The 15,261-nt window shown below is 69.8% G+C and carries 14 protein-coding genes; 9 read left to right on the top strand and 5 right to left on the bottom strand.

Annotated features, from left to right (window positions below; genetic code table 11):
* Positions 1–19 precede the first annotated feature (19 nt).
* Positions 20–664, bottom strand: a complete 645-nt coding sequence (locus PK606_RS02365) for a lysoplasmalogenase (protein ID WP_324560169.1) — start codon at positions 662–664, stop codon at positions 20–22.
* Positions 665–728: 64 nt separating this feature from the next.
* Positions 729–1,124 carry a hypothetical protein gene (locus PK606_RS02360; protein WP_324560167.1) on the bottom strand — a complete coding sequence of 132 codons (396 nt, stop codon included), beginning with the start codon at positions 1,122–1,124 and terminating at the stop codon, positions 729–731.
* A gap of 119 nt (positions 1,125–1,243) precedes the next feature.
* On the opposite strand from PK606_RS02360, the gene mutL reads away from it, so the two are divergent.
* Both mutL and PK606_RS02350 read left to right on the top strand, forming a co-directional pair.
* On the top strand, positions 1,244–3,088 hold the full coding sequence (gene mutL / locus PK606_RS02355; RefSeq protein WP_324560165.1) for a DNA mismatch repair endonuclease MutL: 1,845 nt from the start codon (positions 1,244–1,246) through the stop codon (positions 3,086–3,088).
* Between the two features lie 152 nt (positions 3,089–3,240).
* Complete coding sequence (locus tag PK606_RS02350; RefSeq protein WP_324560163.1) at positions 3,241–3,741, top strand: hypothetical protein; 501 nt, start codon at positions 3,241–3,243, stop codon at positions 3,739–3,741.
* Positions 3,742–3,851: 110 nt separating this feature from the next.
* On the opposite strand, the gene PK606_RS02345 is transcribed toward PK606_RS02350, so the two are convergent.
* Complete coding sequence (locus tag PK606_RS02345) at positions 3,852–5,012, bottom strand: glycerophosphodiester phosphodiesterase (protein ID WP_324560161.1); 1,161 nt, start codon at positions 5,010–5,012, stop codon at positions 3,852–3,854.
* A gap of 170 nt (positions 5,013–5,182) precedes the next feature.
* Between PK606_RS02345 and PK606_RS02340 the strand changes: the two genes are divergently transcribed.
* Together PK606_RS02340 and miaA are read left to right on the top strand one after the other, a co-directional pair.
* Positions 5,183–6,379 (top strand): multidrug effflux MFS transporter, encoded by a 1,197-nt coding sequence (locus PK606_RS02340; protein ID WP_324560159.1) that lies wholly within the window; start codon positions 5,183–5,185, stop codon positions 6,377–6,379.
* Between the two features lie 127 nt (positions 6,380–6,506).
* Positions 6,507–7,457 carry a tRNA (adenosine(37)-N6)-dimethylallyltransferase MiaA gene (gene miaA, locus PK606_RS02335; RefSeq protein WP_324560157.1) on the top strand — a complete coding sequence of 317 codons (951 nt, stop codon included), beginning with the start codon at positions 6,507–6,509 and terminating at the stop codon, positions 7,455–7,457.
* 33 nt (positions 7,458–7,490) lie between these two features.
* On the opposite strand, the gene PK606_RS02330 is transcribed toward miaA, so the two are convergent.
* The gene (locus PK606_RS02330) at positions 7,491–7,919 is read right to left on the bottom strand and encodes an Hsp20/alpha crystallin family protein (RefSeq protein ID WP_324560155.1); all 429 of its coding nucleotides are present in this window, start codon (positions 7,917–7,919) and stop codon (positions 7,491–7,493) included.
* Between the two features lie 206 nt (positions 7,920–8,125).
* Here PK606_RS02330 and PK606_RS02325 point away from each other — a divergent pair, with 206 nt between their 5' ends.
* The 4 genes from PK606_RS02325 to PK606_RS02310 are packed head-to-tail and all read left to right on the top strand — an operon-like array spanning position 8,126 to position 11,686.
* Positions 8,126–9,061 carry an inositol monophosphatase family protein gene (locus tag PK606_RS02325; RefSeq protein WP_324560153.1) on the top strand — a complete coding sequence of 312 codons (936 nt, stop codon included), beginning with the start codon at positions 8,126–8,128 and terminating at the stop codon, positions 9,059–9,061.
* A complete protein-coding gene (trmB, locus tag PK606_RS02320) occupies positions 9,058–9,786 on the top strand; it encodes a tRNA (guanosine(46)-N7)-methyltransferase TrmB (protein ID WP_324560151.1) in 729 nt (242 codons plus the stop codon). The genes PK606_RS02325 and trmB overlap by 4 nt, the downstream gene beginning before the upstream one ends.
* Positions 9,787–10,740 (top strand): pseudouridine synthase, encoded by a 954-nt coding sequence (locus PK606_RS02315; protein WP_324560149.1) that lies wholly within the window; start codon positions 9,787–9,789, stop codon positions 10,738–10,740. It begins immediately after the preceding gene.
* A 13-nt stretch (positions 10,741–10,753) separates the two neighbouring features.
* Positions 10,754–11,686 carry an MBL fold metallo-hydrolase gene (locus tag PK606_RS02310; RefSeq protein ID WP_324560146.1) on the top strand — a complete coding sequence of 311 codons (933 nt, stop codon included), beginning with the start codon at positions 10,754–10,756 and terminating at the stop codon, positions 11,684–11,686.
* A gap of 72 nt (positions 11,687–11,758) precedes the next feature.
* On the opposite strand, the gene alaS is transcribed toward PK606_RS02310, so the two are convergent.
* Positions 11,759–14,389 (bottom strand): alanine--tRNA ligase, encoded by a 2,631-nt coding sequence (gene alaS / locus PK606_RS02305; RefSeq protein ID WP_324560144.1) that lies wholly within the window; start codon positions 14,387–14,389, stop codon positions 11,759–11,761.
* Between the two features lie 141 nt (positions 14,390–14,530).
* Between alaS and PK606_RS02300 the strand changes: the two genes are divergently transcribed.
* Complete coding sequence (locus PK606_RS02300) at positions 14,531–15,211, top strand: ArsR/SmtB family transcription factor (protein ID WP_324560142.1); 681 nt, start codon at positions 14,531–14,533, stop codon at positions 15,209–15,211.
* The last annotated feature ends 50 nt before the right edge of the window (positions 15,212–15,261 follow it).

The following is a 15,261-nucleotide window of genomic DNA, read 5'->3' as shown; positions in this document are numbered from 1 at the left end:
GCACCGGGCCACCAAGCCGTCAACCGGCGACCGACCAGGCCATCAGCAGCTGGGCGATGTAGTACGCCGGCAGGCCCCAGAGCTTGTTCACGAACGCGCGCTGCACGAAGCTCTGGCGCGCCACCGCCAGGTCCGAGGCGGCGAACAGCAGCGCGCCCGCCGCCGGCAGCCAGCGTCCGGTCGCCGCGGCGAACGCCAGCGCCAGCGCGCACATCAGCATGATCGCCGCGATGTAGGCCAGCACCGGCCACCGGAAGGCCGGCGTCAGGTGTGGCCACAGCCAGCGCAGGCTGAAGCCGCCGACCAGTGCCATCGCCGCCATGGCCAGCGCCAGCGGGCCGACCGGCAAGGGCGCCAGCGCGAACGCCGCCGAGAACACCAGGTGCGCCAGCAGGAAGAAGCCGAGTCCCGCCATGAAGGCGCGCGGCCGCTCGGACAGCAGGCAGACGTCGCCCACGGCGCTGAGCACCAGGGCCAGCAGCATCAGGGCGCCGAAGCGCGGGCCATGAGCCGCGCCCAGCGCCACGGCGACGGCAATGAACAGGCCGCTGGCACCGGTCTTGGCCAGCGCCATGAGCGGGCGTTGTCCTCGCGATTCGGCGAACAGCAGCACGGCGACACTGGCCAGGCAGGCCAGACTGAGCGCTGTGGCCAGGCTCGTCACGCGGCGCGGCCGGCATGTGCCATGGCGTGCCGTGCCGGCAGGCCAGCGGGCGGCGACGCTTTGGTCAGGATGCCGTCGCTCCGTTCGGATCCAGTTCCACGCAATCGGACCCGCAGGCACCGGCCGCCTGCGGTTCGGGTCGCGGCGCCGGCCTGTGCAGCACCGCGCGCGTCGGCGTCACCCACACGGCGTCATCCACCACCCTGGCCTGTCCATCGACGATCAGGGAGTACTCGGTCTCGGACTGCGGCGGCCAGACCAGGCCGACCGCCGGCCGCTGCTGCAGATTGGCACGCGTGCGCTGGCCGATACCGTCGATCAGCAGTTCGGCGCCTTGCAAGCGCGCGGCCACCGCCGCCACGTGCGGCGCCTGGCCCTCGCCGCTGCTGCTCATGAGGTAGGCGAAACGGTAGCGGGCGATGGCGTCCGCCAGATCGGGCAGTTCAACGGGAATGCTCATGGCGCCTCCTCATGCGGGTGTGACGGTCTGGCATGCAAGACCGTCGGGTCGGAGCCGATTTTGCCCCAGCAGCCGACGCGTGGATCGAGTCCGGAGCCAGCGCTTCCTAGAATCACCCCATGCCTGCCTCCCCGCGCCGCCCCATCCGCGAACTGCCCGACGAACTGATCAGCCAGATCGCCGCCGGCGAGGTGGTCGAGCGGCCCGCCTCGGTGGTGCGCGAACTGCTCGACAACGCACTGGATGCCGGTGCCACGCAGGTCACCGTGCGCCTGGCGGCCGGCGGCGTGCGGCTGATCGGCGTCGAGGACGACGGCGCCGGGATTCCGCCGGCGGAGATGGTCACCGCGCTGCGGCGCCATGCCACCAGCAAGATCGCCAGCCTGGCCGAGCTGGAAGCCGTCGGCACCATGGGTTTTCGCGGCGAGGCACTGGCCGCCATCAACTCGATTGCCGAACTCAGCCTGCTGTCGCGCGCCGGCGGCCAGGCCAGCGCGCACCTGCTCGATGGCCGCACCGGCGAACTGAAACCCGCCGCGCGCGCGCAAGGCACCACGGTGGAGGTCAAGGAGCTGTTCTTCAGCGTGCCGGCGCGGCGCAAGTTCCTCAAGACCGACGCCACCGAATTGGCCCACTGCATCGAGGCAGTGCGTCGCCACGCGCTGGCGCGCCCCGACGTGGCATTCGCCATCTGGCACGAGGGCCGGCTGATCGAGCAGTGGCGCGCCCACCCCGGCGAGGCCGGCCGCGCGCAGCGCCTGGCCGACGTGCTGGGCGAGCCGTTCCTGGCCGATTCGGTGGCCATCGACCACCGTGTCGGCCCGCTGCACATCAGCGGTCGTGCGGGCCTGCCCGACATGGCGCGTTCGCGCGCCGACCAGCAGTTCGCCTACGTCAACGGCCGCTTCGTGCGCGACAAGGTGATCGCCCACGCTGCACGCGCGGCCTACGAGGACGTGCTGCACGGCCAGCGCCAGCCGGTCTACGTGCTGCACCTGGCGATCGATCCGGCGCGCGTCGACGTCAACGTGCACCCGACCAAGATCGAGGTGCGCTTTCGCGACAGCCGCGAGGTGCACCAGGCCGTGCGGCACGCCATCGAGAACGCGCTGGCCACGCCGCGCGCCGCCCGGGCGGGGCAGGCCGAAAGCGCCTTGCTCACCGCACTGCATACTGAACCGTTCGCGCCCGACGACCGCCGTGCACCGGCCCCCGCGCCATTCCGACCGTCGGCGCAATTGCCGCTGGCGCCAGCAACTCTGCATTCCGGCGCCTCGGCACGCCATGCGGTCGAGGAACTGCGGACCCTGTGGCAGCCGAGCGGCGCCACCGGCGACGTGGCAACCACCCTCGTCGAGGCGCCGCCCGAGTGGCCGCTCGGCCGCGCCGTGGCCCAGCTGCACGGCATCTACATCCTGGCCGAGAACCAGGCCGGCCTGGTGCTGGTCGACATGCACGCAGCACACGAGCGCATCGTCTACGAGCGGCTGAAAGCCCAGCTCGACGGCGGCCCGGACGCCGCCCGGGTGGCCAGCCAGCCGCTGCTGATTCCCGCCACCTTTGCCGCCACGCCGACCGAGGTGGCCACGGCCGAGGCGGCTGCCGACGTCCTGGACAGGCTGGGCCTGGAAATTACGCCGTTCTCGCCCAGGACGCTGGCCGTGCGCGCCGTCCCGACCGCCCTGGCCGCCGGTGACGCGGTGGAGCTGGCGCGCAGCGTGCTGGCCGAGCTGGCGCAGCACGAAGCCAGCACCGTGATCGAGCGCGCGCAGCACGAACTGCTGGCCACCATGGCCTGCCACGGCGCCGTGCGCGCCAACCGCCGCCTGACGCACGAGGAAATGAACGCCCTGCTGCGCCAGATGGAAGCCACCGAGCGCAGCGACCAGTGCAACCACGGCCGCCCGACCTGGCGCCAGCTCACGCTGCGGGAGCTGGACGCGCTGTTCCTGCGCGGGCGCTGACGCCGCGCTGGCCCTTGGCCTCCGGTCCTACCCGGGCGGCCACGCTTGTCCTACAGCCACCCGGGCCAAGCCGGCCTAGCCTGAAATCTGATCCCTGTTGCCAGGGTCGCGCGGACGCCGCATTCGCCTGCGCGCCATTGAAGGAGCACACCATGAGCAACGATCCGCACAAACACCCCCATCCCGACCCGGAACTCGACGAGGCACGCGCACGCGCCGCCACCACGGGCGGCGGCCCGGTGACCGGCACGGCCGCGGCAGGTGCCGCGATCGCCGGTGCCGCGATGGGCAGCCTGGCCGGCCCGATCGGCAGCGCGGTCGGCGCCGCCGTGGGCGCGGTGGCTGGCGGGCTCGCCGGCAAGGCGATCGCCGATGCCATCGACCCGGCGGCCGAGCACGCGCACTGGCGCGAGCACCACACGCGCGAGGCGTACTACCGCGACGGCTACGGCTACGAGGACTACGCCCCCGCCTATGAACTGGGCTGGCGCGACGCGCACAAGCATGGCGACAAGGCATTCGACGACGTCGAGGACAGCCTGGCGCACGAATGGGACATCTACCGCGGCAAGTCACGCCTGGACTGGCCCGAAGCCAGCTCCGCCGCCCGCGCGGCCTGGGAGCGCGCACAGCGCGGCCGCATGGCGGTGTGAAGCGACCGGGCGCCCGCCCGCGCCAGCGGCATCGCACGGCATGGAGGTGACCCCGCACAGGGGAGGCACGTGCGCGGCGTGCGCAGGAACAGCCCCGCCCGCGGTTCGAATCAGTCGTCGCGCGCCGCCTTGGCGTGGTCGGGCTGGTCGGCGAACACGCCGTCCACGCCCAGCCCGTAGAAGCGCCGGTATTCGGCCTTGGGATCACCCTTGTAGTCGCTGACGAGCCGCTTGGGCTCGCTGCGGAAGGTGTAGGGATGCACGAACAGGCCGACCTTGTGGGCATCGGCTAGCACCGGCGTCGGCGCCATCAGCTTACGGTCGCGCTCGTCGATCTGGCCATCGCCGTTCAGGTCGACCGGCTTGCCGTCGGCGCCCAGGGTCAGACGCGAGGGGATCAGGTAGGGCTTCCAGGGACCGATGCCGTCGGCGTATTGCTTGATCTCGGCCAGGCCGGCGGGCGACAGCAGGCTGACGTAGGTGCGCTTGTCTCCGGCCACCGTCAGGTCGTAGGGCTGGCCCCAGGGCAGCGACTGATCGATGCTGCCGTCCGCGTTCTGGTCGTAGCCGTCGACCAGCTGCACCAGGCGCACTTGCGTCTTGCCGCGCAGGTACTTCAGGTTGGCGGTCTCGAACGACTGGATGATGACCGGCGAGTCCTTCCTGGTGTAGCCGTGCCTGCCCAGGATCTCCAGCAGGCGGTCCTCCAGCGCCAGGTTCAGCCGCGCGTGGTAGGTCGGGTGCTTGGTCTCGGGATAGACGCCGATGCTGCGGCCGACACGAGCGCTCTCGGACTTGGCCAGCGCCAGCACCTCCTCGAAGGTCGGGATCAGGTACTTGCCGTTGTGGCTCTGGTCGCGATCCGACATCGGCTGGATGGCGCGCAGCGTCTTCAGCTCCGCCAGCGTGAAATCGCTGACGAACCAGCCTTCCTCCTCGAAGCCGTCGACCACCGCCCGGCGCTTGCGGCCTGCGAATTCCGGCCGGTCCTTGACGTCGGTGGTGCCGGCGATGTTGGGCTCGTGGCGCGCCACCAGCACGCCGTCCCTGGTGGCGACCAGATCGGGTTCGATGAAGTCGGCGCCCAGCTCGATGGCGCGCCGGTAGCTCTCCAGCGTGTGGTCCGGCAGGTAGCCGGCGGCGCCCCGGTGGCCGATGACCAGTGGCTTGTCGCCGCTGAGCGTGGGGAAATCGCTGTCGCTGCCACCGCAAGCGCTCAGCAGCGCAGCAGCGGCAAGGGCCGGAATGCCAAACAGGACGGGCAAACGCATGGGGACCTTTCTCATCACCGACGTGGCGAAATTCTTGGTGGCCGCAATCTAATGCGCCTGCATCACAGCGGTGTGACAGGCGGCCAGTTGGCGGCCGGCGATCTGCTACGCTCGCCGCCGTGTCGCCCCCCTCACCCGCATCCGGCCCGGCGCAGTCCTCAGCGCCGGGCATGTCCCCGTTGATCGTCGTCGCCCTGCTGGCGCTGCTGCTGGGCATCCAGCCGGTCACCACCGACGTCTACCTGCCGGCGCTGCCGGCGCTGCAGGCCGACCTGCGGGGTTCGATGTCGCAGGTGCAGATGACCTTCGCCGGCCTGCTGCTGGCCTTCGGCATCTCGCAACTGGTCTGGGGCCCGCTGTCGGACCGCTTCGGCCGCCGCCCGATCCTGCTGTGGGGCATGGGCGCCTACGTACTGGCCTCGATCGTGTGCGTGGCGGCCCCCAGCATGGAGTCGCTGATCCTGGCCCGCGTCGCGCAGGGTGCGGCCATGGGCGCGGCCGTGATGTGCGCGCGCGCCATCGTGCGCGACCTGTATTCGCCGCTGGAAGGTGCCAAGATGATGTCGCGCGGCCTGTCCGGCCTCGGCGTGATCGCCGTCACCTGCACGCCCACCGGCAGCCTGTTGACCGACCTGCTGCACTGGCGCGGCGCCATGGCCGCGCTGGTACTGTTCGGCATCGTCACGCTGATCCTGGTGGCGCTGCGCTTCCAGGAAACCGTGCCGCAGCGCAATCCGCGCGCGCTGGCACCAGGCACGCTGTGGCGCTCGTGGGTGCAGATCGCGCGCCATCCGACCTTCATCACCTACTCGGTGCTGTCCACCGCTTCCTACGTCGGGCTGTTCATCTTCCTGTCCAGCTCGTCCTTCGTGCTGATCGAGGGACTGGGCCTGGGTCGGCTGACCTACGGCCTGCTGATGGCCGGCGGCGCGGCGCTGTACATCGCCGGCACCGTGCTGTGCCGGCGCCTGCTGGCGCGCTGGGGCATCCGCCGCACGGTGTTTGCGGCTGGCTGCGTCACCTTCGTCGCCGGCCTGCTGATGGCGGGCCTCGCCTGGTTCGGCTGGGGCCAGCCCTGGTACGGCGCCTGGGCGGTGTTTCTGCCGGAGTACCTGTTCATCCTGGCGCACGGCGTGCACCAGCCGATCGGCCAGAGCGGCGCGGTGGCGCCGTTCCCGCAGATGGCCGGCGCGGCCTCGGCGCTGAACGGCTTCATCATGATGGCCACCGTGTTCCCGATGGGCCTGTGGCTGGGCAGTGCCATGGACGGCACCGCCCGCCCGATGGCGCTGAGCTTCGCGCTGTGGAGCGTGGTGATCGCGGTCACCGCCTGGACGCTGGTGCAAAAGTACGGTGATCCCCCCTGAGCCGCTGACGCGGCTTCCCCCCTTCTGCTGCGCAAGGGGGGACAACGCCAATGCCCGGCACAGGTCCGGGCATGGCGTTCGCTGGGTTGGCTTGCTCCGCAGCCGTTCGATCTCTTGACTCATTGACATGCCCGACATCGAAGCCATCTGCATCGCCGGCCCCACGGCCAGCGGCAAGAGCGCGCTGGCGCTGGCACTGGCCGTGCTGCGGCCGATCGAGATCGTCAGCGTCGATTCGGCGCTGGTGTACCGCGGCATGGACATCGGCACCGCCAAGCCGACGTCGGCAGAGCGTGCCGCCGTGCCGCACCACCTGATCGACATCCGCGACCCGCGTGAAAGCTACAGTGCGGCCGAATTCGTGCGTGACGCGCGGCAACTGATCGACGAGATCCGTGCGCGCGGCCGCATGCCGGTGCTGGTCGGCGGCACCATGCTGTACTTCAAGGTCTTGCTGCACGGTCTGGATGAGATGCCGGCCGCCGACGCGGCGATCCGCGCCCGCATCGAACAGCAGGCGCGCGAGCGTGGCTGGCCGGCGCTGCACGCCGAACTGGCGCGCGTCGATCCGGTCACGGCGGCGCGGCTGGCGCCGGCCGACAGCCAGCGCATCCAGCGCGCGCTGGAGGTGTGGCAGACCAGCGGCAAGCCGCTGTCGGCCTTTCATTCGGCGCGCATGACTTCAGAGACAAGCCAAGCCGATACGCTGCCGCTGTTCTCACTCGAACCGGCCGAGCGCAGCTGGTTGCATGCGCGCATCGAGCAGCGTTTCGATGCCATGCTGGCGGCCGGCTTCCTGGATGAAGTGCGGGCACTCAAGGCGCGTGGCGATCTGTCGCCAGCGCTGCCATCGATGCGCTGCGTCGGCTACCGCCAGGCCTGGGCGGCGCTGGACGCTGAATTCCCGCTGGCCGAGTTGCGCGCGCGCGGCATCGCCGCCACACGCCAACTCGCCAAGCGTCAACTCACCTGGCTGCGCGGCATGCCGTCGCGCCAGGTGCTGGTGGTCGACGAGACCAGCGATCCGGCCGAACTGGCCGGGCGGCTGCTGCAGGCCGTGGACGCCGGCCCCAGCTGATCCGCCCGGCGTGCGGCGGACACGCGGGACGACTTACTCGATCGTCAGCCGCTGCGAACCGCTGGCCTGTTTCTTGGGCAGGGTCAGCGTCAGCACGCCGTTGTCGTACTTGGCCTTGGCGGCGGCCTGGTCGATGTCCTGCGGCAGCTGGAAGCTGCGCGAAACCGCGCCGTAATAGCGCTCGGTGCGCAACACCTTCTCGCCCTCGCTCTGGCGGTCCTGCTGCTTGATCTCGGCACGCAGAGTGACGACGCTGCCGTCGATCGACACGTTGATGTCCTCCTTGCCGACGCCCGGCACTTCGGCCAGCACGGTGTACGCACTGTCGGATTCGGACACGTCGATCTTGATCTGCGCCGCGGTCGGCAGCGGATCGCCGTGCAGCGGCCTGACGAAGAAACCAGGGGCGATGTCGCGGAACAGATCGTCGAACAGGGTGCCGCGGGTCAGTTGATTAGCCATGAAAGTCTCCTAACAAAGGTAAAACGAAGCACTGGCGCACAGGCCATCACCTCCATGATGCGATCGCTGTCGACGGTTTCAAGTCATCTCCGAGTGCACGGCTCGCCGGATTGCCGCGCCAACCACGCATCGGCGCGAAAGATGGGAAAATACTGGTTTGCCCGCCGCCATCGCGCCGCGCGGCGTCACTGTTCTTCACACAATTCATGTCGTCCTCCCTGCACCCCATGCTCAACGTGGCCATCCGGGCCGCTCGCGCCGCCGGCGCGATCATCAACCGCGCCGCACTCGACGTCGAGGCCGTGCGCATCTCGCAGAAGCGCGTCAACGACTTCGTCACCGAGGTCGACCACGCCAGCGAGGACGCCATCATCGACACCCTGCTGACGGCCTATCCCAACCACGGCATCCACGCCGAGGAGTCGGGCCGCACGCGCGGCAACCAGAACTCCGACCACGTCTGGATCATCGATCCGCTGGACGGCACCACCAACTTCATCCACGGCTTTCCGGTCTACTGCGTCTCGATCGCGCTCAGCGTGCGCGGCCGCGTCGAGCAGGCGGTCATCTACGACCCCACGCGCAACGACCTGTTCACCGCCACGCGCGGGCGCGGCGCCTTCCTGAATGACCGCCGCATCCGCGTCAGCAAGCGCACACGGCTGCAGGAAAGCCTGATCTCGACCGGTTTCCCGTTTCGCAAGGGCGACGATTTCGACAACTACCTGCGCATGATGGGCGACCTGATGCGGCTCACCGCCGGGCTGCGACGCCCCGGTGCGGCGGCGCTCGACCTGGCCTACGTGGCCGCCGGCTTCGCCGACGGCTTCTTCGAGACCGGCCTGAAGCCCTGGGACATCGCCGCCAGTTCGCTGCTGGTGACCGAGGCCGGCGGCCTGATCGGCAACTTCACCGGCGAGACGGGCGAACTGCTGACCCAGGGCGAATGCCTGGCCGGCAACCCGCGTGTCTACGCCCAGCTGGTGCAGGTGCTGAACAAGTACTCCCGCTATGGCGGCCAGGCGCGCGAGCCGAGCGAGCGCCGCGAGGCGCTGTCGCTGCCCAAGGCCGAGGCCGAGGCCTCCGAGGATGGCAGCCCGGCCAGCGCCGACGCCACGGAAGCCCGCACGCCGCAGCCGTGACACCCGTCGACGAATCGCCGGCCGCACCGCCCGGCGTGGCACATCCGCGTGCCATCCGCAGCTTTGTCACCCGCGCCGGCCGCACCACGCTGGCACAGGCGCGCGCGCTGGCCGAACTCGGGCCGCACTACCTGCTGCCCTACGACCCGGCAGTGACCGACCTGGTCACCGCCTGCCGCGCCGGGCAGCCCTGCACCCGCACCGTGCTCGAGATCGGCTTCGGCATGGGCGACGCCACCGCCCACATCGCGGCCCTGATGCCCGACACACTGTTCATCGGCTGCGAAGTGCACGAGCCCGGCGTCGGCGCGCTGCTGAAGGCGATCGGCGAGCAGCGGCTGGAGAACATCCGCATCGTCCAGCACGACGCCGTCGAGGTACTGCAGCACATGATCGCCCCCGCCACGCTGCACGGCGTGCACATCTTCTTTCCCGATCCCTGGCACAAGACGCGCCACCACAAGCGGCGCCTGATCCAACCGCCCTTCGTGCGCCTGCTGGTCGAGCGGCTGGCGCCGGGTGGATATATCCACTGTGCAACCGACTGGCAGCCCTATGCCGAGCAGATGCTGGCGGTGCTCGGCGCCGAGCCGCTGCTCGCCAATACCGCGCCCGACTACGCACCGCGCCCCGACTACCGGCCGGAAACCAAGTTCGAGCGCCGCGGCCTGCGCCTGGGCCATGGCGTCTGGGACCTGGTGTTCCGGCGCATCGACGGCACCTGAATGGCGCACGCGTCGCGCCCTCGCCTGCCCACGCGTGACGGCATCAGCCCGAGCTGTGTGGCGGTGCCGGCAGCCCGCTGGCCGACGGTGCTGGATTTCCTGGCCGAACGCCTGCCGGCGCTGACGCGCGATGAATGGCAGGCACGCCTGCACACCGGCGCCGTGCTGGACGAACAAGGCTTGCCCGTGGCGGCAACACGGCCCTGCCGCGCCGGCCAGCGCCTGTTCTACTACCGCGGCTGGTCCGATGAGCCCGACGCATCCGGCAGCGAGCGCATCGTGTTCCAGGACGAGTGGCTGGTGGTGGCCGACAAGCCCCACTTCATGCCGGTGACGCCCAGCGGCCGCTTCGTGCAGCGCAGCCTGCTGGTGCGGCTGAAGCGAAGGCTCGGCATCGACACGCTGAGCCCGATCCACCGCATCGACCGCGAGACCGCCGGACTGGTGGTGTTCGCGATCCAACCGCACACGCGCGACGCCTACCAGGCGCTGTTCCGCGATCAGCGCATCGACAAGCACTACGAGGCGGTGGCGCCACGGCAGCCGGCGCTCAGCCGGCCGCGCACGCACCGCAGCCGGCTGGAGCCCGACCCGGTGCGCTTCTTCGTCTCGCGCGAAGTGGCGGGCGCGCCGAACAGCGAAACGCACATCGAACAGGCCACCGCGCATGGCGTCCATGCGCTGTACCGCCTGCGCCCGGTCACCGGCCAGCGCCACCAGTTGCGCCTGCACATGAACGCGCTGGGCGCGCCGATCCTGGGCGACGCCTTCTACCCCGAAGTGCTGCGCGACGCTGGGCAGGCCGACGATGAACGGCGCCCGCTGCAGTTGCTGGCCCGGCGGCTGGCCTTCGACGATCCGGTCACGGGCACGCCGCGGGTGTTCGAATCCGGACTGCGCCTGGCCGCGCTGGACGGCGCCTGGCCATTGCCCGCCCCCCGAGGCCAGGCTTGAATAGACTCTGGACATGACAACACCGCGCCTGCCGCCCCATATCCGCGTCTTCGAGCGCGGCTGGCTGTCATCCAACAACGTGCTGTGCCTGGGGGATCAGTCGGCCGTCGTCGACACCGGCCATGTGAAGCACGCCGCCGAAACCGTGCACCTGGTCGATGCGGCCCTGCAGGGTCGCCCGCTGGCCGACATCGCGCACACGCACCTGCACAGCGACCACTGCGGCGGCACCGCTGCGCTGCAGGCGGCGCACCCCAAAGCATGCACCTGGGTGCCCGAGCCCTCGCTGCCGCACGTGCAGGCCTGGGACGAGGACGCCCTCACCTTCGGCAGCACGGCGCAGCGCTGTGCCCGCTTCAGCGCCCACCAGGCACTGGTGCCCGGACAAAGCGTGCGACTGGGCGGATACGAATGGCAGATCCACGCAGCGCCGGGTCACGACGCACTGGCGGTGCTGCTGTTCGAGCCCCGGCACGGCATCCTGATCGCCGGCGACGCGATGTGGGAGCACGGCGTCGGTGTGATCTTCCCGCACATCGAAGGCTCGGACGGCTTCGACACCTTCACCGATACGCTGGTGCTGATCGAAGACCTCGATCCGCAAACAATCATCCCGGGCCACGGCGCGCCGTTCTTCCGCGACGGCGGCGCTATCGCGGCGGCCATGGCGCGGGCGCGCGAGCGCATCGCCTACTTCAACCAGCATCCGGCGCAGCACGCGCTCTACGCTGCCAAGGTGCTGATCAAGTACCAGCTGCTGGACGTGGAAAGCATGGCACACGCCGACTTCCAGCGCTGGCTGGACCAGGCGCCCGCCCTGCACATGCTGCACACCCAGCACCGACCCGATCTGGACTGGCAAGCCTGGCTGGCCCTGGTGCTGGCGCCGCTGTACGGCAAGGGCGTGCTGCGACGCGACGATACCCACGTGTACGACGGCGCCTGAAGCCGCGCTGCTCCACTTGCGGGCAACAGAACGGCGGGCCGGCACGGCAAGATGCCGCGCCCCGCATCGGATTTACAGGCGTTCCGCGACCCAGCCCTGCACCGACTGCAATGCGCTCGGCAGACCCGATGCGTCGGTGCCACCCGCCATGGCCATGTCGGGCTTGCCGCCGCCCTTGCCGCCGACCTGCTGGGCGACGAAGTTGACCAGTTCACCGGCCTTGAGCTTGGTCGTGGCGTCCCGGGTCACGCCGGCGGCCAGTTGCACCTTGTCGCCGTCGACAGTCGCGAGAACGATGGCAGCGGTTTTCAGCTTGTCCTTGAGCTTGTCCATGGTCTCACGCAGTGTCTTCGCATCGGCGCCGTCCAGCCGCGCGGCCAGCACCTTCAAGCCCTTCACGTCAACCGCCTGGCCGACCAGCTCATCACCCTGCGATGAGGCCAGCTTGCCCTTGAGCGCGGCGAGTTCCTTTTCCAGCGCCTTGACCTGATCGAGCACCTGCCCCAGGCGCGCCTGCACCTCGGCCGGCGGCGTGCGCAGCGTGGCGGCGACGCTGTGCAGACTCGATTCCAGGCCCTGCGCGTACTCAAGCGCATTGGTGCCGGTGATGGCCTCGACACGCCGCACGCCGGCGGCGATGCCGCCTTCGCTCGTGATCTTGAACAGGCCGATGTCGCCAGTGCGCGCCACGTGGGTGCCGCCGCACAGCTCCTTGCTGGAGCCGATGCTGAGCACGCGCACGGTCTCGCCGTACTTCTCGCCGAACAGCATCATGGCGCCGCTCTTCTGCGCGTCTTCCAGCGCCATCACCGACGCGTCGGTGGCAGCGTTGGCCAGGATCTCGGCGTTCACGCGGCGCTCGATCTCGGTGATCTGCTCGGGCGTCACCGGCAGGTTGTGGGCGAAGTCGAAGCGCGTCTTCTCGGCATCGACAAGCGAGCCCTTCTGCTGCACGTGCGCGCCCAGCACCTCGCGCAGCGCCTTGTGCATCAGGTGCGTGACGCTGTGGTTGCGCATGGTGGCGGCGCGCGACTGCTCATCGACCCGCGCGCTGACCGTGTCGCCCACGCGCAGGCTGCCCTGCGTCAGCACGCCGTGGTGGCCGTACACGTCGGCCCTGATCTTCTGCGTGTCCTCGACCCCGAACACCACGTCTTCGGCCAGCAGCTGGCCCGCATCGCCCACCTGACCGCCACTCTCGGCGTAGAACGGCGTGGTGTCGAGCACCACGATGCCGTGCTGGCCGGCCTTCAACTCGTCGACCGCCGTGCCCTCGTGGTAGAGCGCCAGCACCCGGCTCTGGTGCGCCAGCTCGTCGTAGCCGGTGAACAGGTTGGCGGCGCCGTCGTACTCCAGCACCTTGTCCATGCGGAACTTGCCGGCCGCGCGGCCGGCGGCCTTCTGCGCCGCCATGGCCTCGTCGAAGCCGGCGACGTCCACCGTGACGCCGCGCTCGCGGCACACGTCCTGCGTCAGATCGAGCGGGAAGCCGAAGGTGTCGTGCAGCTTGAAGGCGACGTGGCCCGGCAGTTCCTTGCGACCGGTGATCAGCGCGTCGTCGAGGATCTCCATGCCGTGCGCCAGCGTTTCGTAGAAGCGCTCCTCCTCGGCCTTCAGCACCTCCTCCACCCGGCGGCCTTCGGCCTGCAGGCGCGGATAGGCCGCGCCCATCAGCTCCACCAGCAGCGGCACCAGCTTGTGGAAGAACGGTGCCTTTTGCCCCAGCTTGTAGCCGTGCCGGATGGCGCGGCGGATGATGCGGCGCTGCACGTAGCCGCGGCCTTCGTTCGACGGGATCACGCCGTCGCTGACCAGGAAGGCGGTGGCGCGGATGTGGTCGGCGATCACCTTCAGCGACGGGCTGGACAGATCGGTGCAAGCCGTGACCTTGGCAGCCTCCTGGATCAGCCGCTCGAACAGATCGATCTCGTAGTTGCTGTGGCGGTGCTGCAGGATGGCGGCCAGGCGCTCCAGACCCATGCCGGTGTCGACGCAGGGCGCGGGCAGCGGCGTGACGCTGCCGTCCTCATGCATCTCGAACTGCATGAACACGTGGTTCCAGATCTCGATGAAGCGGTCGCCGTCCTCCTCGGGCGATCCGGGCGGGCCGCCCGGGATGTGCGGGCCGTGGTCGTAGAAGATCTCCGAGCACGGGCCGCAGGGGCCGGTGTCGGCCATCATCCAGAAGTTGTCGCTCTTGTAGCGCCCGCCCTTGTTGTCGCCGATGCGGATCACGCGCTCGGGCGGCAGGCCGATGATCTGGGTCCAGATACCGTAGGCCTCGTCATCCTCCTCGTACACGGTCGCCATCAGGCGTTCGGGCGGCAGGCCGTAGACCTTGGTCAGCAACTCCCAGCCCCACTCGATGCTTTCCTTCTTGAAGTAGTCGCCGAACGACCAGTTGCCCAGCATCTCGAAGAAGGTGTGGTGGCGCGCGGTGTAGCCGACGTTCTCCAGATCGTTGTGCTTGCCGCCGGCACGCAGGCAGGCTTGCACGCTGGCCGCGCGCACGTAGGGGCGCTTGTCGGTGCCGAGGAACACGTCCTTGAACTGCACCATGCCGCTGTTGGTGAACATCAGTGTCGGGTCGTTGCCCGGCACCAGCGGGCTGGAGGCGACCACGGTATGGCCCTTGCTCTCGAAGAAGTCGAGAAAGCTCTTGCGGATGTCCGCGACGGAAATGGGGGTGTTGGCGGTATTCATGGCTTGAGCCCTCAATTATCCTTTTCTCCGGCGGGTGTTCCTGCGTCCCCGCTGGGTCAACGCCCTTGAACACGCACGACGCGCCATTGCGGACGCGCTTGGCGCATGCAGCAACCCGCCCAGACCGCCACAATGGGCTGCATGGCAGCCTCCGATCCCGAACCCCGTGCCACCCGCATCGCCGCGCTGATCGCAGACCCGACGCGCTCGCGCGTGTTGGCATGCCTGCTCGGCGGCGAAGCCCGCACCGCAGGCGAACTGGCGCATGCGGCCGGCATCACGGCGCGGGCGGTCGGATCGCTGCTGGCTGAACTGCAGCAAGCCGGCCTGGTCTGGCGCCGCCCGCAAGGTCGGCACGCGTACTTCGTGCTGGCCGACGCCGAACTCGCACGCGCGCTCAGGCACGCAGGCCTGGCGGCCGCGAGCGACCCGGTGGCGGCGCGCTGGCAGCGTCCGACCGTCACGCCGCTCAAGCACGCCCGCCGCTGCTACGGCCACCTGGCGGGCGAACTGGGCGTGGCGCAACTGCATATGCTGCTGGCACGCGGCCATCTGGCGGAAAGCCAGGCCGGTTTCACGCTGACGCCCACCGGACAGCAATGGCTGGCCACGCTGCGTCTTGCGCATCCGCCCGCGCGCGGTCGGCTGGCCTACCGCTGCCTCGACTGGTCGGAGCGTCAGGATCACCTCGCCGGCACGCTGGCAAGCGCGCTGCTAGACCATTACCTGGAGCAAGGCTGGCTGCGTGCCGACCCCGACAGCCGCGCGCTGCACACCACGCGGGCAGGCGAAGCCTTGCTCTTGCCCATGTTCGAGGTCTGAGCCGCTGTGGGTGCGGAAAGGTATCCGGCTGACGCTGCGCACGGTTCGTG

It is taken from the genome of Ottowia sp. (assembly GCF_035444425.1).
In the GTDB taxonomy this organism is placed as follows: Bacteria; Pseudomonadota; Gammaproteobacteria; order Burkholderiales; family Burkholderiaceae_C; genus Ottowia.
The sequence above is the reverse complement of the archived record's forward strand: the minus strand, read 5'-3'. Positions and strand labels throughout refer to the sequence as shown.